24 protein-coding genes and 1 pseudogene are annotated in these 20,927 nt (G+C 42.3%); 12 read left to right on the forward strand and 13 right to left on the reverse strand.

Annotated features, from left to right (window positions below; translation table 11 throughout):
* The first annotated feature begins 53 nt into the window (after positions 1-53).
* Together CYCME_RS02735 and CYCME_RS02740 are read left to right on the forward strand one after the other, a co-directional pair.
* Entirely contained in the window at positions 54-644 is a 591-nt protein-coding gene (locus CYCME_RS02735) for a prepilin-type N-terminal cleavage/methylation domain-containing protein (protein ID WP_020932089.1), read from the forward strand.
* A gap of 92 nt (positions 645-736) precedes the next feature.
* Positions 737-1,450, forward strand: a complete 714-nt coding sequence (locus tag CYCME_RS02740; protein ID WP_020932090.1) for a PilZ domain-containing protein — start codon at positions 737-739, stop codon at positions 1,448-1,450.
* A 54-nt stretch (positions 1,451-1,504) separates the two neighbouring features.
* On the opposite strand, the gene CYCME_RS02745 is transcribed toward CYCME_RS02740, so the two are convergent.
* The 4 genes from CYCME_RS02745 to moaC all read right to left on the reverse strand — a co-directional run bounded on the left by CYCME_RS02745 (position 1,505) and on the right by moaC (position 3,673).
* Positions 1,505-1,729 (reverse strand): GFA family protein, encoded by a 225-nt coding sequence (locus CYCME_RS02745; RefSeq protein ID WP_144276101.1) that lies wholly within the window; start codon positions 1,727-1,729, stop codon positions 1,505-1,507.
* A gap of 144 nt (positions 1,730-1,873) precedes the next feature.
* Positions 1,874-2,737: a formyltetrahydrofolate deformylase gene (gene purU / locus CYCME_RS02750; protein WP_020932092.1), complete on the reverse strand. Its 864-nt coding sequence runs from the start codon at positions 2,735-2,737 to the stop codon at positions 1,874-1,876.
* A 13-nt stretch (positions 2,738-2,750) separates the two neighbouring features.
* Positions 2,751-3,188: an HIT domain-containing protein gene (locus CYCME_RS02755; protein WP_016390530.1), complete on the reverse strand. Its 438-nt coding sequence runs from the start codon at positions 3,186-3,188 to the stop codon at positions 2,751-2,753.
* A 2-nt stretch (positions 3,189-3,190) separates the two neighbouring features.
* Positions 3,191-3,673: a cyclic pyranopterin monophosphate synthase MoaC gene (gene moaC, locus CYCME_RS02760; RefSeq protein ID WP_020932093.1), complete on the reverse strand. Its 483-nt coding sequence runs from the start codon at positions 3,671-3,673 to the stop codon at positions 3,191-3,193.
* A 46-nt stretch (positions 3,674-3,719) separates the two neighbouring features.
* Here moaC and moaD point away from each other — a divergent pair, with 46 nt between their 5' ends.
* Positions 3,720-3,989 (forward strand): molybdopterin converting factor subunit 1, encoded by a 270-nt coding sequence (moaD, locus tag CYCME_RS02765; protein WP_020932094.1) that lies wholly within the window; start codon positions 3,720-3,722, stop codon positions 3,987-3,989.
* A gap of 2 nt (positions 3,990-3,991) precedes the next feature.
* Positions 3,992-4,444 (forward strand): molybdenum cofactor biosynthesis protein MoaE, encoded by a 453-nt coding sequence (locus CYCME_RS02770; RefSeq protein WP_016390531.1) that lies wholly within the window; start codon positions 3,992-3,994, stop codon positions 4,442-4,444.
* Positions 4,445-4,458: 14 nt separating this feature from the next.
* Here the strand turns inward: CYCME_RS02770 and ppa are convergent, their stop codons facing one another.
* Entirely contained in the window at positions 4,459-5,007 is a 549-nt protein-coding gene (gene ppa / locus CYCME_RS02775) for an inorganic diphosphatase (RefSeq protein ID WP_015006689.1), read from the reverse strand.
* A gap of 174 nt (positions 5,008-5,181) precedes the next feature.
* On the opposite strand from ppa, the gene CYCME_RS02780 reads away from it, so the two are divergent.
* The gene (locus CYCME_RS02780) at positions 5,182-7,188 is read left to right on the forward strand and encodes a sodium-translocating pyrophosphatase (protein ID WP_015006688.1); all 2,007 of its coding nucleotides are present in this window, start codon (positions 5,182-5,184) and stop codon (positions 7,186-7,188) included.
* Positions 7,189-7,231: 43 nt separating this feature from the next.
* Here CYCME_RS02780 and CYCME_RS02785 read toward each other — a convergent pair whose 3' ends face one another.
* The 5 genes and pseudogenes from CYCME_RS02785 to CYCME_RS13290 form a co-directional block, all read right to left on the reverse strand.
* On the reverse strand, positions 7,232-7,519 hold the full coding sequence (locus CYCME_RS02785) for a hypothetical protein (RefSeq protein WP_223253217.1): 288 nt from the start codon (positions 7,517-7,519) through the stop codon (positions 7,232-7,234).
* Between the two features lie 92 nt (positions 7,520-7,611).
* Positions 7,612-7,707: pseudogene (locus CYCME_RS13285) on the reverse strand (IS30 family transposase); the annotation flags it as partial.
* 37 nt (positions 7,708-7,744) lie between these two features.
* A complete protein-coding gene (locus CYCME_RS02790) occupies positions 7,745-9,343 on the reverse strand; it encodes an FMN-binding glutamate synthase family protein (protein ID WP_020932097.1) in 1,599 nt (532 codons plus the stop codon).
* A gap of 82 nt (positions 9,344-9,425) precedes the next feature.
* Entirely contained in the window at positions 9,426-11,171 is a 1,746-nt protein-coding gene (locus CYCME_RS02795; RefSeq protein ID WP_020932098.1) for a thiamine pyrophosphate-dependent enzyme, read from the reverse strand.
* A gap of 57 nt (positions 11,172-11,228) precedes the next feature.
* On the reverse strand, positions 11,229-11,627 hold the full coding sequence (locus CYCME_RS13290) for a DoxX family protein (RefSeq protein WP_081651233.1): 399 nt from the start codon (positions 11,625-11,627) through the stop codon (positions 11,229-11,231).
* A gap of 791 nt (positions 11,628-12,418) precedes the next feature.
* Here CYCME_RS13290 and lgt point away from each other — a divergent pair.
* From lgt to CYCME_RS02815, 3 genes are read left to right on the forward strand one after another with little or no spacing between them, the layout of a single operon-like run.
* Positions 12,419-13,192, forward strand: coding sequence for a prolipoprotein diacylglyceryl transferase (gene lgt, locus CYCME_RS02805; RefSeq protein ID WP_015006683.1), 774 nt, complete (start codon positions 12,419-12,421; stop codon positions 13,190-13,192).
* Positions 13,193-13,196: 4 nt separating this feature from the next.
* Positions 13,197-13,991 carry a thymidylate synthase gene (gene thyA, locus CYCME_RS02810; RefSeq protein ID WP_015006682.1) on the forward strand — a complete coding sequence of 265 codons (795 nt, stop codon included), beginning with the start codon at positions 13,197-13,199 and terminating at the stop codon, positions 13,989-13,991.
* On the forward strand, positions 13,991-14,473 hold the full coding sequence (locus CYCME_RS02815; RefSeq protein WP_015006681.1) for a dihydrofolate reductase: 483 nt from the start codon (positions 13,991-13,993) through the stop codon (positions 14,471-14,473). The genes thyA and CYCME_RS02815 overlap by 1 nt, the downstream gene beginning before the upstream one ends.
* Here the strand turns inward: CYCME_RS02815 and CYCME_RS02820 are convergent.
* Positions 14,470-15,297 (reverse strand): symmetrical bis(5'-nucleosyl)-tetraphosphatase, encoded by an 828-nt coding sequence (locus tag CYCME_RS02820; protein ID WP_020932100.1) that lies wholly within the window; start codon positions 15,295-15,297, stop codon positions 14,470-14,472. The two genes, CYCME_RS02815 and CYCME_RS02820, sit on opposite strands and share 4 nt — an antisense overlap.
* Before the next feature lie 9 nt (positions 15,298-15,306).
* Complete coding sequence (gene apaG, locus CYCME_RS02825; RefSeq protein WP_015006679.1) at positions 15,307-15,690, reverse strand: Co2+/Mg2+ efflux protein ApaG; 384 nt, start codon at positions 15,688-15,690, stop codon at positions 15,307-15,309.
* A 126-nt stretch (positions 15,691-15,816) separates the two neighbouring features.
* Between apaG and mpl the strand changes: the two genes are divergently transcribed.
* From mpl to CYCME_RS02845, 4 genes are all read left to right on the forward strand, one after another.
* The gene (gene mpl, locus CYCME_RS02830; protein ID WP_015006678.1) at positions 15,817-17,172 is read left to right on the forward strand and encodes a UDP-N-acetylmuramate:L-alanyl-gamma-D-glutamyl-meso-diaminopimelate ligase; all 1,356 of its coding nucleotides are present in this window, start codon (positions 15,817-15,819) and stop codon (positions 17,170-17,172) included.
* A gap of 7 nt (positions 17,173-17,179) precedes the next feature.
* Positions 17,180-17,764: an LON peptidase substrate-binding domain-containing protein gene (locus CYCME_RS02835; protein WP_020932102.1), complete on the forward strand. Its 585-nt coding sequence runs from the start codon at positions 17,180-17,182 to the stop codon at positions 17,762-17,764.
* Positions 17,765-17,998: 234 nt separating this feature from the next.
* Positions 17,999-18,169 (forward strand): hypothetical protein, encoded by a 171-nt coding sequence (locus CYCME_RS13065; protein ID WP_020932103.1) that lies wholly within the window; start codon positions 17,999-18,001, stop codon positions 18,167-18,169.
* A gap of 11 nt (positions 18,170-18,180) precedes the next feature.
* A complete protein-coding gene (locus CYCME_RS02845; protein WP_041932877.1) occupies positions 18,181-20,241 on the forward strand; it encodes a bifunctional diguanylate cyclase/phosphodiesterase in 2,061 nt (686 codons plus the stop codon).
* Positions 20,242-20,314: 73 nt separating this feature from the next.
* On the opposite strand, the gene CYCME_RS02850 is transcribed toward CYCME_RS02845, so the two are convergent.
* Complete coding sequence (locus CYCME_RS02850; RefSeq protein WP_020162586.1) at positions 20,315-20,920, reverse strand: DedA family protein; 606 nt, start codon at positions 20,918-20,920, stop codon at positions 20,315-20,317.
* Positions 20,921-20,927 lie beyond the last annotated feature (7 nt).

The following is a 20,927-nucleotide window of genomic DNA, read 5'->3' on the forward strand; positions in this document are numbered from 1 at the left end:
AGCTTGTACTTTAGAAAACATCAACTATCTTTAAGAATAACCATAGCAGGTTAATGAATTTAATTATTGAAGGTAAAGATATGAATACGAAGCAACAGGGTTTTACATTGGTAGAAATAGCTATTGTACTGGTGATTATCGGCTTATTATTAGGCGGTGTACTAAAAGGCCAAGAAATGATTAAGAGTGCTAAAGTTAAATCACAAATGCAGCAAATAGATGGTATTTCTGCGGCTTTTAATACCTACCAGGATAAGTATGGGGCAATGCCGGGTGATGATGCTAACGCGGCAGCTAATACAGGTGTCGCAGGTTTAGCTGCAGGTAATGGTAATGGCGATATTAGTCGTGCAGAGGGTAACGCCCGTGTATGGCAGCATCTTGAAGGCGCTAATTTACTTGCAGGTTATACACCGGGAGCAAATGGTCGTTTTTTAAATAAATACGGTCAGCAAACATTTGTCGATTCAAATTATGCAGGTTTATCAGGAGCTATTGTTTGTACATCCGTACCTAATGATGTAGCCGTAGAAATCGATCGTAAAATAGACAATGGTGATGGTGCTTCAGGCTCAATGCGTAGACATAATCAAACAGCTTATCCTGCAACGGCGGGTAATAGCTGGATTTGTACCGCTGCATAGTTTGGGTTGATTCTTACTTAAGTTAAAACGAAACCTTCTTAGTCTTTGACTTAGAAGGTTTTTTTATAAAATTAAATTATTCGAGCAATGACATGGATAACCGTCGACAAGATAAACGTTTACATTTGCCTGATTTACAAATTAAGGTAAAAAAAATTGGTTTGGCTGAAGGTGATAAGTTCATCAATTGTAAACCGGTTGATGTTAGTTTTAATGGGTTGGCTTTTTCGAGCGATAACTTAAAATTGGATTTGTTGCAGAAAATACAAATTCAGTTATCTTTCGGGCATAGGACGATAGAAGGCAGTGCGGTTATTTGCCATATTGAGAAAACACAAGGTCTGGTTCGTTATGGGGTTTTATATATTGATATAAAGCCTTCATTGGAAGAAACGTTCAGTTTGGACAGTCTAACATCAGCAATGATAGAAGATGTGGCTGTTAATATGGCAGATAATGCCGTTGTTGGTAGCGCTTTAAGTGAAGTAGATGAATTAATCAGGAAGGGACAAATTATACTATTTGATGGGGTGCAAGCCTTTAGGCTTAGGCTCGCAAGTATAGTGGGTGAGGGTTACCCATTAGATGAACTATTTGAGTTTTCGCCAAGCACTATGTCGGTAACTGTTCCATTAATAACTACTGATGGGGTTACCCTAGAAAAGAGAACGTTATCGCCTGTAATGTCCTCAGCTCAGCATAAAGTAGTATTTGAGGCGAGTGATGGTGAGCAATTCGATAGTATCTTGGATGTGCTGCAGAGCTTGAGTGATACTTTTCAAACGTTGTTGGCTAAAAAAACTTAGTATTTTAGCCAGCTGGCGGCATTTGCTCAAACTCGATTGTTTCAGCATCATCATTTAACCATGCCATTTTAGATCGAAAAAAATATTAATGGCAGGTTTAAAAGAACGGGTGTCATCTAAGGTGACGGCTTTTATAATCGCTAAATCAAGCATTGCATCAGCTTCTGAGTATAGAGGAGAGCCACATCGGTTACAAAAACAACGGCGTAAATCTTGGCCACTGTCACCTTTATCTATGTAAGGTGTCAACATCAACGCTAAATTGATTTGACGCGACAACTATATTCAAAGAATATGCTGTTCTTGAGGTTTTCTGGCAATGCGTGCAATGGCGTGCGGCAGACATAGTAGGGTCGCCAGAGATTTCATATTTGATAGAGCCAAAAAGTCTTTGGTCGGCCCTCTTTATTATTGAATAATTGTTCAAACAAATACGATACAACGGTTTTTGTAAACTAATACTTTGTGCATTAGGTGATGTCGGATAGCGCGAGATAACACAATTTTTTCATTGTCTTGGCCCTTGCGTTTTAAATCTTCGATATTATCGTTATGCCTGATGCGTACAATATCTTGTTCAATAATAGGGCCTGCATCTAGTTCCGTGGTGACGTAATGACTAGTGGCACCAATAATCTTGACCCCTCTTACATGCGCTGAATGATACGGCCTAGCGCCTGGAAAAGCGGGTAAGAAAGAATGGTGAATGTTAATAATTTGATGCGGGTAATGGTCTATAAAGTTGGCGCTTAATATTTGCATATAACGAGCCAGCACAATAGTGTCTATTTGATGCTTGGCAAGTAAGTCAAGTTGCGCCTGTTCTTGCTGCTGCTTGTTGTCGGCAGTGATGGGTATGTGATGAAAAGCAATGCCTGCGTTTTCAGCAAGTGATTGATGGTTTTTGTGATTGCTGATGACCAGGGGGATCTCGACGTCCCACTCGCCGGATTGGTAGCGAGAAAGAATGTCGAACAAACAATGCCCATGCTGTGAAACAAACAGTGCAAGCCTAGGTTTAATGTCAGAAAATGCTATCTGCCAGTTCATATTAAGCGCCGAGCCAACTTCTTCCGAAAAGGTTTTTTGAATCTGTTCGCGGTCAATAGAAAAGTTTTCTAGTTGCCATTCAACACGCATAAAGAAGTGCTTATCTGCAGTATCGACATGTTGTTCTAAATCGACGATATTGCCATTATTCTTAGTAAGAAAATTGGTAACTTTTGCGATAATGCCAGCTTGATCAGGACATTCTGCTAATAAGATGGCGGTGGTTTGTTGGTTCAAAATAAGCCCTGTTTTAGCTGGTTTGTAAGTTAGGGGTGAAGTGCATCTGACCGAGCAATTGGTGTGTTTTTTGAATACGGTCTTGTAATGCAGAAGGGGTGTATTGTTTAGCGCTCACATGGCCCCATATAGGATTTGGCCAAGCGGCATCATGTTTATAACGAACAATATGATGAAGGTGCAATTGCGGGACCATGTTTCCTAATGCGGCGATATTCATCTTGTCAGCGGAAAAGGCTGCGCTTAACGCTTGGCTGAATTGTAAGGATTCATCTTGTAGTGTTTGTTGGTCCTGCTTATTGAGCTGAAATGCTTCGACAATGCCTGCTTGTCGGGGCACAAGAATGTACCAAGGGTAATTGGCGTCTTTGCTCAGTAAAAGTGCACACAAAGGAAAATCGCCTAGGTAATAACAATCTTCAGCAAGCCTTGGATGTAATTCAAAGTCCATGTTTATGGCTCCTCACGTTTCCAATGACCTGATTTTCCGCCCTTTTTTTCAAGCAAACGAACACCTTGAATAGTCATACCGCGGTCAACCGCTTTGCACATATCGTAAATTGTCAGTAAGGCTACCTGAGTAGCATTGAGGGCTTCCATTTCAACACCTGTTTTGCCCAATGTGGTGACGGTGGTTTGGCAAGCAATCAAGTTATTTTGCGTATCAGGTTCCAGTTTAATGTCCACATGGGTAATTGGTAAGGGGTGGCATAAGGGCACAAGGTCAGCTGTTTTTTTGCTGGCCATAATGCCAGCGATCCGTGCAATACCCAGCACATCGCCTTTTTTATTATCGCCGTTCATCACCCGTTGTAAGGTGGCAGCGCTCATTTCAATAAAGCCTTCAGTTACGGCTGTCCGGTCGGTATCGGCTTTGGCGCTAATATCGACCATATGAGCATCACCGGCGGTGTTAAAATGTGTGAGTTCAGACATAATCTAGTGGCTCGATTCGTTTGTTAACATGATAATATAATCAATTATGACACAATCAAATAGTCAGATGTATGAAGAAGCGATGTCTGTAAAAGTACTTTATTTTGCCAGTTTAAAAGAGCTGTTCGGGCGTAGCGAGCAACAGCTTAATATTGACGGCCTAAAAACGGTCGAAGATGTTTGGAAGCATGTGAGCAAGGGGTACGATGTATCCCAGCAGGTGCTGTATTCGGTTAATCATGAATATGCTCAAGCGGACTCGTTAGTACATGCTGGCGATGAAGTGGCTTTTTTTCCTCCAGTTACGGGTGGTTGAGAATGATTAAAATTATTCAAAAAGCGTTTGACCCTTGGCATGAGTTAGCAACCTTTCAGCGAGAAATGAAGCGAGAAGGTGAGTTTGGTGCTTGTGCTAATTTTATTGGAACGATGCGTGATATGAACGAGGGAGATGCCGTCAACGGAATGTTTCTTGAACATTATCCTGGAATGACCGAAAAACACTTGGAAAAGATCGTTCAATCGGCAAAAAAACAGTGGGACCTGCTGGAAACATTAGTTATTCATCGAGTAGGGGCGCTATTGCCAAATGATCCTATAGTCTTGGTGGCTGCTTGGTCGGTACATCGTAAAGATGCGTTTGAGGCGAGTCGTTTTATTATGGAAGATTTAAAAAGTAAGGCACCTTTTTGGAAAAAAGAGAACCTTAGTTCTACCGCTTTGCAGGCAGAAAAAAACCGCTGGGTTGAAAAAAACACCAGCGGTTATTGATCAGAACAAGCCGTTTAGAAGTTAGGCTTTTCTTCTATAGCGTTGTAACGAGCAACACTTTCTGTAATTTCTTTGGCGGCACCATCAACACCTTCCCATCCTTCAACTTTTACCCATTTATTCGCTTCTAAATCTTTATAGTGTTCAAAAAAGTGAGCGATTTGTTTTAAGGTAACCGGTGAGATATCTTCATAGGATTTAACATCATCATACAAGGGTGTCAGTTTTGATACAGGCACAGCCAATACTTTGGCATCTTCACCTGCTTCATCAGTCATCTTTAAAACACCAATAGGACGACAGCGAATAACCGAGCCATTCATCAAAGGAATGGGTGTAATAACGAGCACATCCACTGGGTCACCATCATCAGAAAGTGTATGCGGCACGTATCCATAGTTACATGGGTAATGCATGGCAGTGCCCATAAATCGGTCTACAAATAATGCGCCAGATTCTTTGTCGACTTCATATTTAATAGGATCAGAGTGAGAGGGTATTTCGATAATAACGTTAACGTCATGGGGTAGATCTTCCCCAGAAGGGACTAGGTTAAGGCTCATGTTTTTTCCTATGTTTTTATGTTGGATTGAATGTTGTGCCGCATTATACAGGGAGGATTTGATTTAATTAAGCTTTCTGCTTGCACCATACCAGTAGGCAGAGTAAAAAAGAGAAGGCGTGGTGTTTTTATGAAGCTAATCAACGGGAAATAGAATAATCATCAGGAGAAAACTATGGAGTTGAGTCACTTATTGCCCCCTATTATTGGGTGTTTTGGTTTGTATGCAGCGAAATATGTATATAGCTTGGTAATGAAGTACCCGGAAGGTGAGGGTGTTGTCGCAAAAATTGCTGAGCAAATTCATTTAGGCGCAATGGTTTTTATGAAGCGCGAATATAAAATGCTGGTTAATTTTGCGGCCGCTTTATTTGTTTTAACATTTATATTTTTAGGTTGGGCAACAGCACTTTGCTTCTTAGTGGGCGCGTTGGCCTCTGGTGCGGCTGGTTATATTGGTATGAATACAGCCACCAAAGCGAATGTTAGAACAACAACGGCCGCTCATACAGATGGCGCCGAAGCAGCTCTTTCAGTTGCTTTCTTTGGTGGTTCAATTATGGGGCTAGCGGTAGCCTCTCTTGGCCTAATGGGTTTAGGCTTGATGTATTTATTTTTTGGCAGTGACCCCGAAAGCTCACATGCTATACATGGTTTTGCGATGGGCGCCTCAGTTGTTGCGCTGTTTTCTCGTGTTGGTGGCGGTATTTTTACTAAAAGTGCAGATGTTGGTGCGGATTTGGTGGGGAAAATTGAAGCGGGCATACCAGAAGATGACCCGCGTAATCCGGGCGTGATAGCTGATAATGTTGGCGACAACGTGGGCGATGTTGCTGGCATGGGCTCAGATATTTTTGAATCATATTGCGGATCAATGATTGCGACCATTGCGATTGCATCAACGATGTCTGCTGTTTTGCTGTCAGAGCTGGGCGCACAGTCCAGTTTAATGTTTTTACCCTTGGCATTGGCCTCGATTGGTTTGCTTTGCTCAATAGGTGGTATTGTTATTGTTAAAAACAACGCTTCCAAGTCGCCAGAAAAAGCACTACGTATGGGAACTATGGGGGCATCTGCTTTATTTATTGTTGTGGCTTTGCTACTTATTTTGATGATGGATGTGAGTAATTATGTTTGGGTAGCGGTTTTGGCCGGTGCAGTAGGTGGTATGGTAATTGGCTTAGTGACAGAATATTACACTGCAGGAGCGCCGGTTAAACATATCGCTAAATCAGGCGAAACGGGCCCTGCAACCGTGATGATTACAGGCTTATCTGTTGGTATGCAATCAGTGGCTATTCCAGCATTTAGTATTTGTGGAGTGATTGCGGTTTCCAGCCACTTTGCTGGTTTATACGGTGTGGGTATTGCTGCGGTGGGCATGCTGGCGACTGTTGGCATAACTATGGCCATAGATGCTTATGGCCCCGTTGCAGATAACGCCGGTGGTATTGCTGAAATGGGGGGCTTGGGCGAGGAAACCCGTAAAATTACAGATTCGTTAGATGAACTGGGTAATACAACAGCAGCGATAGGTAAAGGCTTTGCTATTGGTGCAGCGGCATTAGCGGCCTTGGCAATTATTACTGCATTTATAGAAACAGTATCGGTACATGTGCCAGATTTCTCTTTGCAGTTAAATGATCCGCAAGTATTAATTGGTTTATTTATTGGTGGGGTTATTCCGTTTGTTATTGCTGCATTGACGATGACAGCTGTCGGTGATGCGGCATTTGAGATGATTAAGGAAATTCGTCGCCAATTTAAAGAGATTGATGGATTATTAGAAGGAACAGCCGAGCCAGACACTGCTCGTTGTGTTGATATTGCAACAACAGCGGCACTTAAGAAAATGATTGTGCCCGGTGTGATTGCAGTGAGTGCACCTCCTTTGGTTGGTTTTTTTATAAGCGCCGAAGCCTTAGGTGGTATGTTATCAGGCGCATTACTGTGTTGCGTGTTGTTAGCATTGATGATGGCGAACGCCGGTGGAGCTTGGGATAATGCTAAAAAGTACGTTGAAAAAGGAAATTTAGGCGGTAAAGGTTCTGATACCCATACTGCCGTAGTGGTAGGTGATACGGTAGGCGACCCCTTTAAAGACACATCAGGCCCTTCAATGAATATATTGATTAATGTAATGGCGATTGTAAGTTTGGTTATTGCGCCGTTGCTCGGGTAGAGCGTAAAAGGGTATAAAAAAAGCGGCTTACATGCCGCTTTTTTTATATGTGAACTTCTTTATCAGGCCAAATAAAACCGATGGATCGTTGGGGCGCCTCTTCTTTTATTTCTATCGCGTGGCAGAGCATTTGTACACTGGATTGGTGAGCAAACATCACGCAGCTATTTCCGCCCATTTTGCCTTCAATTCTAATACCGTGGAAACTGACTTGAGAGAGTTTTAACACGTCAATTTGAATGCCACCTTGTAGAACGGCCACAATAGCTGGTTGTAGGCCTTCTTCAAGTGATTGTCGCCAAGATAGGGCTTCATCAGCAATGGCTTTCATTAACACACCGGCACTTCTAAACTCGTTACTTTCTTGTAAGTTAGGCGTGCCATCTTCTGAAAGAGCGCATGAGTGTAGTTGAATTCACATTCTAAGTGCACAGTTTTAATTTTAAAGAAGACCTCATAAGGTGTTCTGAAGTTTAAACATTTTCCAGGCCGATAATTTAATTTATCAACAACTTGTTGCCTGTGGTTAATACAGGAAATACCTGAATCCATCACCTTAATTTCTAAGTCCATTTGTAGGGTTAAAACTTTTACTACTTGCTAGCTTCCAATTGTAGCTATATTCAGGAATATCAATTGAGGTCAGCAGTTGGCCTGGCAACACAGGTGGGTAAATTTCAGCAAAGGAAGACTCTGTTCCATTTACTGTACGGCGATAAATGGCCTTCGGGTTAAGGTTGTTAGGGTCGTCGAAGCCCATTGCACCGACAATTTCCAAAAAGCTATTTATAGTGGCATTATGATAGTTGGCGACACGAATGTGTTTTTCGGCAACGTTTACTGCTTTAGCTCGTATGGGGTCTTGGGTAGCGATGCCCGTTGGGCATGTGTTGGTATTGCAGCGTAAAGATTGTATGCAACCGAGAGAAAACAGCATTGCTCTAGCTGAATTACAGAGATCAGCACCAAGGGCTATCTTGGTGATGATATCAAAACCGCTTGCAACTTTTCCGCTGGCAATAATTTTTATTTTATCTTTTACACCAATCCCTATCAGGCAGTTATTTACAAAGACAAGTCCTTCGTTAAGGGGAGTACCAAGGCGGTCTGTATACTCGATTGGCGCGGCTCCCGTTCCACCTTCTGAACCGTCAACCGTAATGAAGTCGGGGGTGATGCCCAGTTCATTTATCGCTTTGCAAATACCTAGAAATTCAATCCTGTTGCCAATACAAAGCTTAAAACCTACAGGTTTTCCTGATATTTTTCGTAGATGCGCAATGAATTTGATTAATTCTTCGGGTGTTGAAAAGGCTGAATGTGCTGGCGGTGAAATTACATCTTTACCGGCCTCAACACCTCTGGTGCTGGCAATTTCTTCAGTAACCTTGGCGGCTGGAAGAACACCTCCGTGTGCCGGTTTGGCTCCTTGGGATAATTTTATCTCGATCATTTTTACTGAGGTATTAGCTGCGTTTTCTTTAAATAGCGCCTCATCAAAATTACCGTCGGCATCGCGACAGCCAAAATACCCAGTCCCTATTTGCCAGATAATATCACCACCTTCTGTTAGGTGGTAAGGGCTCAAGCCGCCCTCGCCAGTATTGTGTGCGAAGTTACCTTTCTTTGCCCCCGCATTAAGAGCGCGTAGTGCATTAGAACTAAGTGCACCGAAGCTCATGGCCGATACATTGAGTCGAGATGCAGAGTAGGGCTGTTCACAGGTATGTTCGCCAATTAATACGCGGGCATGATGTTCGCTAACTTTTTTAGGAGAAAGGGAATGGTTTGCACGATGGTAGCCATTTTCCATAACATCAAACTGTGTTCCAAAGGGCTGTGTGTCTTGTTCACCTTTGGAACGGGCGTAAACCAGGCCTCGAATTTCTCGGTTAAAAGGCCTGCCACTTTGGTTTGTTTCAATAAAGTACTGGCGTATTTCAGGCCCAATAAATTCCAGCGCATATCTGAGGTGCCCTATTACCGGATAGTTGTGGAGCACATTGTGTTTAGTAAGCGTGAGATCATATATACCGATAAGTATGAAGGGCACTAAGAAAACAAATAACCATAAAGCACTAGCCCAATACTGTGATGCAGCTATTGTGAGTAGCGGGCCCAAAATAGAGATTATGAAATAGAGTGTGCGTGCCATTAATATACCTTTGAATGAATTAGCTTAGTGCTTACTGACAGAAAAAAGGTGTGTTGCGCAGAATGATATGTCTAAATAATTTTTAGAGACTAGAATCAATTTCTTTTTTCCAGTTGCTCCATTGGGTATGGTCGCCCTTGAGTCCTAAAATGCCTTCGCGAATTTTTGAGATACCGAACCCCCATGCCTGTTTTAAATCAATATGCGGTGGCATAACTAGTTCTCCAGGGCTAACAACAGCGTCAATGATGAAAGGTGCGGGTGATGCTAGTGCTTGTTTAATAGCAGGGATTATTTGGTCCGCCTCGGTAACCCTGGTACCTTCTCCGCCGCAGATTCTGGCATACTCAGCAAAGTCAGGGTTAACAAGATCAGTAGCGGTATTGTTATACGGATAACCGGAGACTTCCATTTCCATTTTGACAAACCCTAATTGACTATTATTGAACACAATAATTTTAAGTGGCCAGTTGTATCGTACGGCTGTTAGAAAATCTTGCATGGCCATGCCGAATCCGCCATCACCACAAAATGCCCAGACCTGTCGTGTAGGGTTTAGCGCTATAGCGCCCAATGCGGAAGGCAGGCCAGAGCCTAAGGAGCTATGATTAAATGATCCGACCAAGCGCCTGTTTTTACTAAGGCGTGTTTGCCGGGCAACCCATACGGTACATTCACCAACATCGACGGCGAAAACAGCATCATTTGATGCTAGGTCACTGATAGCTTTGGCGAATAACTGAGGGTGTAATGGTTTTTCGGTTCTGGATAGAGCAGATTGCTTATCCATCAGTGCTAGCCAACGATCACGGCGCTCGAACTGTTTATTCAAAAAGGTGGTGTCAGTCTTATCTTCAATAAATGGCAATAATTCTGAGACAGTATCCTGAACAGTTCCCAGCAAGCTAATATCGACGGCCGCACGCCGACCAAGTCTTTCTACAGATTGGTCCACCTGAATAATTGTGGCGTTTTCTGGGAGAAACCATTCGTAAGGGAAGTCAGTGCCTAGCATTACTAACACGTCTGCATCTAGTACACTATGGTAACCCGCAGGATTTCCGATTAGGCCAGTCATGCCGGTTACATTGGGGTCATCGTAGTCAAAGATATCTTTACCTTTGAGAGTGTGAGTAATCGGCGCGTTTAATTTTTTCGCCAAGGTTATAATATTAGCCTTAGCGAGACGACAACCAGCTCCACAAAACAAACTAATTTTACTAGCAGAGTTTATTGCTTTAGCTGCCTTCTGTATTTCACTATCAGGTGGAAGTAGTCGTGACGGTATGGTCAGTAAGTTATGCCGCATTGTCATTGTTGGTACTGGTTGACTCGAAACATCAATCGGTAATTCAATGCGTACGACCTCACGGTCAATCAAAGCTTTTTGTACGGCTATTTGAGCTAGTCGTGGCATTTGTTCTGGTGAATGGATGATGGCTTGGAAACCACAGACATCATCAAACATTTTCTGTAGGTTTACTTCCTGATGATAGTTAGTGCCCATTTCCTTATGAGCAACTTGTCCAGTAATCGCAATGACCCCAGCAGATTCTCGTTTCGCGTTATAGAGGCCATTTATTAAGTGCAGTGCGCCGGGGCCAACTGTACCAGCACAAATACCAATGCCATCCGTTAGTATGGATTGACTGTAGGCTGCGTAAGCGGCATTTTCTTCATGCCTAACACCAATCCATTCAAACCGATTGTCGCCACGCATCGCTTCAAGAAAGGGGTTGAGTGCGTCACCAGTTACTCCAAATATTTGACGTGCTCCTACCTCAGCGAGTATATCTAGTAAAACTTCACATACATTCTTAGCGGCCATAGTGACTCCCAATTTTTTAGTCGTTTTTATGGATAGTGTTGTGACGAACAAGGCAAATCAGCGATACTCCAGCCAGAAGAAAGCCGATGGTGGAAAAAAGTGGATAGTACATATGGCAAGTGCCAAGGCTCCACAGCCTATAGTTAGAATCATATCTGACGGGTGATTGGAATCATCCCTTTTCGTCAGTTTTAGTAAGAGCTGGTCCAAGCTGTTACGTCCGCCACCACTAAACATCAAAGAGAGTAGCATAATTATAAATAGAAGTGGTAGCTTATAATTTCCATAGCCATAAGTGGTTGACATAGCCTTGCCATAAATCACTGAAAGTGCCCATTGAGATGGCCAATGCACAGATATTATGGCAACCACGACTATGACTATTAGGGATAAGGCCGTAAAACGAGTAAATAAGCCAAGCAGTAGCATCACTGAAAAAATTAACTCTCCCTGCATCGAAGCAGGTCAATTAATGTCTAAGGACAGTAAATACAATGAGAAAGGAAAGCCCACTTGTCATTCAGCCCAAGGTACTTCGCCAAAACAGTTTTTTTTCAAGAAGCTTCTCGGTTCCTGCTTGCCAAAACTCTCAAAAGTGGATAATACGGAGTAGGATCAGAGGGATATAATCCGCGGAAGATTTCAGCTCCCCCCGACTAAATAGTCGTATATTGAAATTATCTTTTTCATAAATTTATATCCTGAAAGGGTAAGTTCTTGAGTATGATATGGCTGTCATAAACTGTTATTTTGGTTAAAAGTAATCGTTACTTTTTATGCTGTTCTCGGCTGTGTTTTTTGTGATTTCTTTTTTTACTTTGGTGATTTAAATCTATCAGATTCCTGCGATGTCTACTTTTTTAACTTAGGTGTTGCACTTGGAATGTGAATTCAGCGTATTTGACCAATGCCTACGTTGACTACATTTGAACACCGTGCCGATGAGGGCTGGGCTTTAGGTTTTTATTTTTTGTAGTTCTATTCATCTTGTTTTCCAATGATTTGCTATAAGGATGAGTGTTAGCACTAACGTTGCTGATAGCTAGATAAGGAATATCGCGTTACTTGCCCTTACTTTGTAATCAGAGGACATCATTGGATGATAAAAATGGATATGCCACAAAGTTTAGTGCTTTTTTATTGCTATGGTGGCGTCTAAACCGTTTAATGATTTGTTCAGTGTGATGCCACTCTTTCAGTTGTTTGTATCGCACGCTAAAATGTTCACCCTTTAAGGATTAAATAATATGTTGGTATACCCTCAAATAGACCCCGTTGCGATCAACCTCGGGCCGTTGGCTGTTCACTGGTACGGCCTTATGTACCTTGTTGGGTTTGTGGGGGCATGGTTGTTAGGTCGGTATAGGGCTAAAAAGGTGGGCTGGAGTGTTCAGCAAATTGATGACCTTATTTTTTACGCGGCGATGGGTGTGGTATTGGGTGGCCGTATTGGCTATGTGTTATTTTATAACTTCCCTGCTTTTATCGATAACCCTGTTATTTTGTTAAAAATATGGCAAGGCGGGATGTCTTTTCACGGTGGCTTATTAGGTGTGCTTGTTGCCATGTACCTGTTTGGCAAAAAATACCAGCATCACTTTTTTGAAGTGACTGACTTTATTGCCCCCTTGGTACCGATTGGTTTAGGGGCGGGACGAATTGGTAATTTTATTAATGGGGAGTTGTGGGGTAAACCGACTGATTTTGCGCTAGGCATGCTAGTGCCAGGGTTAGGTAATATGCCTAGGCACCCTTCACAATTGTATGAGTCGGCACTAGAAGGCTTTGTGCTATTTTTTATTTTATGGATTTATTCAAGCAAACCAAGAGCAAGGATGAGCGTGTCGGGCCTGTTTTTAATCGGTTACGGCGCCTTTAGGTTTGCGGTTGAGTTTGTCCGGCTACCCGATGCGCATTTAGGCTACTTAGCATTTGGTTGGCTAACCATGGGGCAAATTTTGACCTTGCCAATGTTGCTGTTAGGAGCCGTCTTAATGCTGAAAGCAAAACAAAAAGGCTAAGTTAATGAAACAATATTTAGAGTTAATGCAAGATATCCTCGATAACGGGACAGATAAAGAAGATAGAACGGGAACTGGAACGCGGTCAGTGTTTGGTCGGCAGATGCGTTTTGACTTATCGAAAGGTTTTCCGTTGGTAACAACTAAAAAATTACACTTGCGATCTATTATTCATGAACTGTTATGGTTTTTAAATGGCGATACAAATACACGCTATTTGAAAGATCACGGGGTGAGTATTTGGGATGAATGGGCAGATGATAAGGGTGATTTAGGCCCAGTTTATGGTCACCAGTGGCGTTCTTGGCCAACTCCTTCTGGCGAGAATATTGACCAAATCAGTGAGGTGTTGGCGCAAATTAAAAACACCCCCGACTCTCGCCGAATGATAGTGAGTGCATGGAACGTGGGGCAGATACCGGATATGGCCTTACCACCATGCCATTTATTGTTTCAGTTTTATGTCGCTAATGGGAAACTGTCGTGTCAGTTGTACCAGCGCTCAGCTGATTTCTTTTTAGGGGTGCCGTTCAATATAGCCAGCTATGCCTTGTTAACCCATATGGTTGCTCAGCAAGCAGGTTTAGAGGTTGGTGACTTTGTTTGGACAGGGGGAGATGTGCATCTCTACAGCAACCATTTTGAACAAGCAAATTTACAGCTATCACGTGATACTTTAGCGTTGCCTCAATTACAGATAGCAAGAAAGCCCGCCTCATTATTTGATTATCGGTATGAAGATTTTGAGATCATCGGTTATCAATCCCATGCTGGGATTAAAGCACCGGTCGCGATTTAATGATTTCTATGATTGTTGCAATGGCTGAAAACAGAGCCATTGGGAAAAATAATGAGCTGCTTTGGCATTTACCTAAAGATTTTCAGCATTTTAAGTCGGTCACCATGGGAAAGCCTATTTTAATGGGGCGTAAAACGTTTGAATCGATAGGAAAGGCATTACCGGGCAGAAAAAACATTGTTATTACCCGTGATAATAACTTTACGGCTGAGGGTATTGTCATTGTTCATTCAATTACAGCAGCGTTAGAGGCGACGGAAGAATTTGATGATGTGATGGTCATTGGTGGCGCAAGTTTTTATGAGCAAATGTTACCGGTGACAGAGACATTATATTTAACGGTGGTCCATCAAGATTTTGAAGCAGATGCTTTTTTTCCTGAGATCAAAGCCGAAGATTGGGAGGTCGTTGAGCAGGTTAAGCATGAAGCGGACGAAAAGCACGCTTACCCGTATTCATTTATAACCTATCGACGAATCTAATAAGGTTCTAATGAAGCGTCACAATCTAGCGAGATTATGCGCTCAGTTCCATCCAGTGTCATGGCGCTTAATTGGCCACCCCAAAGACAGCCAGAGTCTAAACAAAAGGCGTTGTTTTGTTTATTGAGGCCTAAAGTTGACCAGTGACCAAACACTATTTTTTCCTGGGCTGTTTGCCGCTTAGGTACTTCAAACCAAGGTATTAAGTGAGTCGGACTATCTGCTGGCGAACCTTTTTCTTTAAACTCTAAATGTCCCTGTTCATCGCAAAAACGCATTCGGGTAAAACAATTAATAATAAAGCGCAAACGTGCATGACCTGACAAGCTGTTATCCCAGTGGGTAGGCTTGTTACCGTACATACTTGCTAAAAAGGGATCGAATAAATCGTTCTGAAAGGCTGCTTCCAGCTCCTTTGCATATCGTTTAGCATCTTCAAGTGTCCATGGGGCAGGCAAGCCTGCGTGAATCATTGTATAGCCGAGTGTTTTGTCGTGATGTAAGAATGGAAGCGACCGAACCCAGTGAATAAGCTGGTCGGCATCGTGAGCCTCTAAAATATCAGCAAATGTATCTGTGCGATGTGCTTTCTTGTGACCACGTGCGGATGCTAAAAAATGGCATTCATGATTACCTAATACACTGTGGGCGCTGTCGCCTAGCGAGATGATAAAACGTAATGTTTCTAATGATTTGGGACCTCGATTGATGAGGTCGCCAGCAAACCATAGTTGATCTTTGTTAGGATCGAATTGAATTTTATCCAATAGCCGGCGAAGAGAATCATAACAACCTTGAACATCACCGATGGCGTAGGTTGTCATAACAGCGCCTTAGTGCAAGGTTCTTGGAGTGGATAAAGAAAAGGGCGCAATGGTAGCGGTGAACTTTTCGCCATCAGCATCTTGTAGATGATAACTGCCTTGCATCGCACCTACCGATGTTTCAATAACCGCACCGCTAGTATATTGAAAAGACTCGCCTGGTTGTAGGTGAGGCTTTTCGCCAACGACGCCTTCGCCATGCACTTCTTGAACTTTGCCATTAGCATCAGTGATAATCCAATGACGGCTCAAGAGTTGTGCCTCAATATTACCGGTATTTTTAATTGTTATAGAATACGCAAAGACGTAACGTGCTGCTTCTGGTTCAGATGAAGAGGCGATGTAAGTAGTGTCTACATCGACTTGAATCTTTTGACGTTTTATATCACTCATGGTTTTATAAATAATAGCGTTTGCCCAATGTGGGTGGTTGTTCATAATAAATTGGCCTTTACCTTCAAATATAAACAGTATCTGAAGTAAGATGGTCTTCAGCGATATTATCTAGGAAAACGTGAATTGAGAGTACATATTTTAGGTATTTGTGGCACCTTTATGGGCGGGCTTGCCGTTATGGCGAAACGTTTAGGCCATACCGTTACTGGTTCAGATGCAGGTGTTTACCCTCCCATGAGTACTCAGCTTGAAGCCGAAGGGATTGAGTTGATGCAGGGGTATAGTGCTGATAACTTAAGGGTAAAGCCAGATATTGTTGTGATAGGTAATGCACTGTCGCGAGGCAATGAAGAGGTTGAAGCGGTGTTGAACCTAAATCTGCCTTACACATCAGGTGCACAATGGTTGGCCGAACATGTATTGCAACATCATTGGGTGTTAGCTGTCGCTGGCACGCATGGCAAAACGACAACCAGTTCGATGTTAGCGTGGATCTTAGAGGACGCTGGTTTAAAACCAGGTTTTTTAATAGGTGGTGTGCCGCTAAATTTTGCTATATCTGCTAAGTTGGGAGAATCTGATTACTTTGTGATTGAAGCGGATGAATATGATACGGCCTTTTTTGATAAACGTTCGAAGTTTGTACATTACCGGCCAAAGACCTGTATTTTAAATAACCTTGAGTTTGACCATGCTGATATTTTTGATGACCTTGGTGCGATAAAACGCCAGTTTCATCATTTGGTAAGAACGGTGCCAAACAATGGGCTGTTGATTTCCCCTTCCGGTGATGAAAACTTAGACGAGGTGCTCATACAAGGTTGCTGGTCTCCGGTAGAAAAATTTGCTAAACAGTCATCAGCTAAAGCGACTTGGTTTGCCGATAACCTTGACGCAGGTGAAGGCGAGTTTGATGTGTATTATCAAGGTGATTTTATGGGGCGTGTGTGTTGGAGCTTAAGCGGGCAACACAATGTATCAAATGCCTTAGCTGCTATTGCAGGGGCAGCTCATGTGGGTGTTAAGCCGGCCACCGCAATTAAAGCGCTGGCGCGATTCCAAAACGTTAAACGTCGAATGGAAGTTCGAGCGGTTGTAAATAATATTACCTTGTACGATGATTTTGCCCATCACCCAACGGCCATTGCTAGCACCTTGGCGGGTTTGCGAGGAAAGGTTGCAGATCAACGGATAATAGCGGTGCTTGAACCACGATCCAACACTATGAAAATGGGCGTGCACAAAGAGACCTTGTTACCCTCGTTAGAGCAAGCAGACCTTGCTTTTGTTTTTATGCCGGATGAGATGGACTGGCAAATGGAGATGGGTAATTATCCCAATATTAGGCTTTTTAAAACCATTGATGATTTAGTGGCAGCCATCGTTAGTGTTGTGCAATCAAATGACCATGTGTTATTTATGAGCAATGGTAGTTTTAGCGGTATTCATCAAATAATTGAAGACAGATTAAATTCGTAACACGGCCATGCAAATTTCAACAAACAATGTCCCTATTTTCCCATTATCCGTAGCCCTTTTTCCAGAAGGGGTTTTGTCGCTAAGAATTTTTGAAACGCGATACCTCGATATGGTGAGCCGTTGTTTAAAACAAAATATGCCTTTTGGCGTTAATATGATTGAAGATGGTCATGAGGTAGGTGATGCAGCCAAGTGTTATGCAATAGGCACATTAGCTAAAATCATCAATTGGGATCAGTCAGCCGATGGCGTGCTGCAAATTGAGGCATTAGGTTGTCAACGATTCAGCATAGTAGATAGCCAAGTGTCTGATCAACAGTTAAGAACAGCTAGTATTAAAATTTTAGAGGAACCTGTGGGCGCAACGATTCCTGCTGAGTGCTCTGAGTTAATTACGATGTTACAAAGGATACTGAATAAGCATCAGCCCAATAACTCATTGGATGAAACAAGGTTTAAAGATGCAAACTGGGTAAGTTGCCGCCTAACAGAAGTATTTCCAATGGAAAATATTATGCGCCAACGATTGCTTGAAATAGACAATCCTACCGAGCGATTAGAGGTGATTTTGGGTTTGTTATCGGCTCATTAAATTGCCTTTGTTTATCGACTTGTGGAAGAGTTTTTATCTGCTATATTTTAAAGGTTAAAAAAATTTATGACCGGGTGGTTTTGGGTATGTGTGTGAAAACAAGGAGTAATGAAGGCAATGAGCGATCGAGAATATCTTGCTCGTTGTTTGGTTTGGATAGATTTTTTCAGGGGCAATATTTATGCTTGAATGCTTGCTCAAGCTCTAAAGCCATTGGTGAATTGCACGCACAAGATGAAAGCATGGGAGATTGAAATGGTGGCCGCTTATGAGAGCAATGCTAGATGGCCGGCTGTTAATCATGTGGGTCGTTGCCTAATAGCTGTACCTGTGCGCGCCAATCTGACCCCCTTTTTTGAGTGGCAGCAGTTTTCTGTCGGCTTACTACAAAAAGCAATTAATTAAAGGGGATAAGCTTGTTAAATACAGTGAAGCTTTCTTATCTCCCTGTCAGGTATCAATTTATCTTGTTAATGATGGTGATGGCGTCAGCACTGATTGTTTTTTATTCTGTGTTTGCCTATCAACATGAAAAGGCTGAGTATGCTAAAGAGTCAGTCAGCGAACTGAAAGCTATCACTCAGGTCTTAGAAAATGATTATGCTACCTTGGTATTGAATGGGGCTCCAAATTTGCGTGAGGAATTATTGCGCAAATGGCAACAGTTTCCTGTTCTTGAGCATGCCGACCTTGCGGGAGCTTCCGGGCAGACTATTTTGCATTATTCAAAATCTGCGCAAGCACATCAAAATATTCAACTTGTTGAGCCGGATACAATAAAAGCAGTCGACAACCTACTGTTATACAAAAGTATTGTAGTGTCTGGAGATGAGGAAGTAGGTGCTGTCACTTATGCCATTTCTACTGATAGTTCTGAAAAGCTTCTAATAGCGCTAAAGGAGTTGATTGTGATCTCAATTCCTATCGCGTTTGTTTTGGCTATTTTCTTGTCCATCTGGTTACAAAGTATTTTCGTCAAGCCGCTACAAGATTTAATGGAGGATATCAAAGACATTACACTTAAACAGGCTTATGCCAAGACAATCTTCGTCAATAAGGCAGATAGCAGTGAGTATGCTGAAATGGCCAAGCATTTTAATAGTTTATTGCAACGGATGAATGCAACGTTGAATGAGGTTGAGCAATCAAAAAAAGTGGCTCAGGAGCTGGCTTATTATGATGAATTAACAGGCCTTGCGAATAGACGGCTGTTAACAGAACACATGGAGTACATTCTCGATATTGCTATCAGAGAACACCGGCACGGTGCGTTACTGTTTATTGACTTAGACAACTTTAAAACACTGAATGATTCACGTGGTCATGCAGCTGGGGATGAACTATTAAAAAAAGTAGCCGCTAGTTTGAAGCATGTTTTTCGTGGGGTGGATACGATTGCTAGATTGGGTGGAGACGAGTTTGTTATTTTATCAGGCCAACTGGAAGATTCTGAAGAGGCGGTTATTAACCAAATTCATTCGTTAATGTTGAAGTTACGACATGTTTTAAGTGAAAAATTCATTATCCAAGGTGAAATTTATCACTTAACAGCGAGTATTGGCATTACCACATTCCCAAATATGGCCACGACCCCGGAAGGTTTAATGAAACAGGCTGATACTGCAATGTATCGTGCTAAAGAAGGTGGACGTGATGGTTATCGTTTTTACCAGCTTGAGATGCAAACAGATGCAGATGCTAAGCTGCAAATGGAGACGGACTTAAGACATGCTCTTAGTGCTAATGAGTTTAAATTATATTATCAACCGCAGGTAGATGAGTTTGGTCGAATTTTAGGGGCTGAGGCCTTGTTACGCTGGTTTAAAAAAGATGGAGAAATGGTGTCCCCGTCGGAGTTTATACCAATAGCTGAAATGACAGGTCTTATTTTACCGATTGGTGAGTGGGTTATAAAAGAAGCCTTCGGGCAATTGAAAAAATGGAAGCAAGCAGACATCGCTCCAGATTTTAGATTATCGATAAATATCAGCCCGTATCAATTTGATCAGGATAATTTTCTCGAGACCATAACAAGTTTATTGAATGAAACAGGTGTGTCTGCAAGTTATGTGACGTTGGAGATAACAGAAGGGATTACTGTTAAAGATATACACCTGACTATTGATAAAATGCATGCGTTGACAGATCTCGGCTTTAAAATCTCGATGGATGATTTTGGCACGGGGTATTCGTCGCTGATGTATTTGAAGAAGCTGCCGCTGAGTGAATTAAAAGTCGATCAGTCATTCGTTCGAGATTTGCACGTCGATCAATCGGATGCGGAAATTGCCGCTACGATTATTGCGATGGCTAAAAGTTTGAGCTTGGATGTGGTTGCCGAGGGTGTTGAAAAGGAAAGCCAATTGAGTTTTTTAACCTATCACGGGTGTTCTGTTTTTCAAGGGTATTATTTTCACAAACCAATGCCAGCAAAAGAGATGGATGATTTATTATTTAGAAATGTGGTTGTTTTATAAAGGCTGACAAGCAATGGGTTGGCTTTTGATAGTCGACTTAACGGGTTTTAGTAAGGGTTAAGCCATCAGTTTATTAGCGTTGTTTGAGTATTTTGTAAAAAGCCCAGATAAGCACAGCAAAGAGCAGGATGAAAGGCCATCCATTCTCAAGATTAGTGGTGATGAGGGTCGTCGATTTTCCAAAAAAAAAGCCGGGTATGAGATAAGCAGGCGCCCATAAAGCCGAAGCAATAAGGTTAGTAGGAATATAATGTTTAGTAGGCATGTCTAAAATACCAGCAATAAGTGGAATAATCGCGCGAATAGGGCCAATAAAACGCCCAATCAAAATACTAATTGCGCCATACTTTTCAAAAAATTCGTGGCCGTTTTTTAATACATCCGGATTGTTTTTAAACCAAGCGATGGTGTAAATTTTTTTATCGTAGTGCTTACCTAATGCAAAGCTTAGCCCGTCGCCAAATGATGCGCCTGCTGCCGCCCACATAACAGTGCTGGCCATATCTAATGTGCCATTGCTAATAAGTGTGCCGACTCCAAACATAATAGCGACACCTGGTATAACTACCCCAATAATAGCCAGTGATTCAACCATGGCAACTAGAAAGACAATAAGGCCTGCCCAAGTTGGGTGCTGGTTAATTAGCTGTGTGAAGGTGTCAAGCAGTTCGGCAAACATTCAGTTC

The organism is Cycloclasticus zancles 78-ME, from assembly GCF_000442595.1.
Classification (GTDB): domain Bacteria; phylum Pseudomonadota; class Gammaproteobacteria; order Methylococcales; family Cycloclasticaceae; genus Cycloclasticus; species Cycloclasticus pugetii.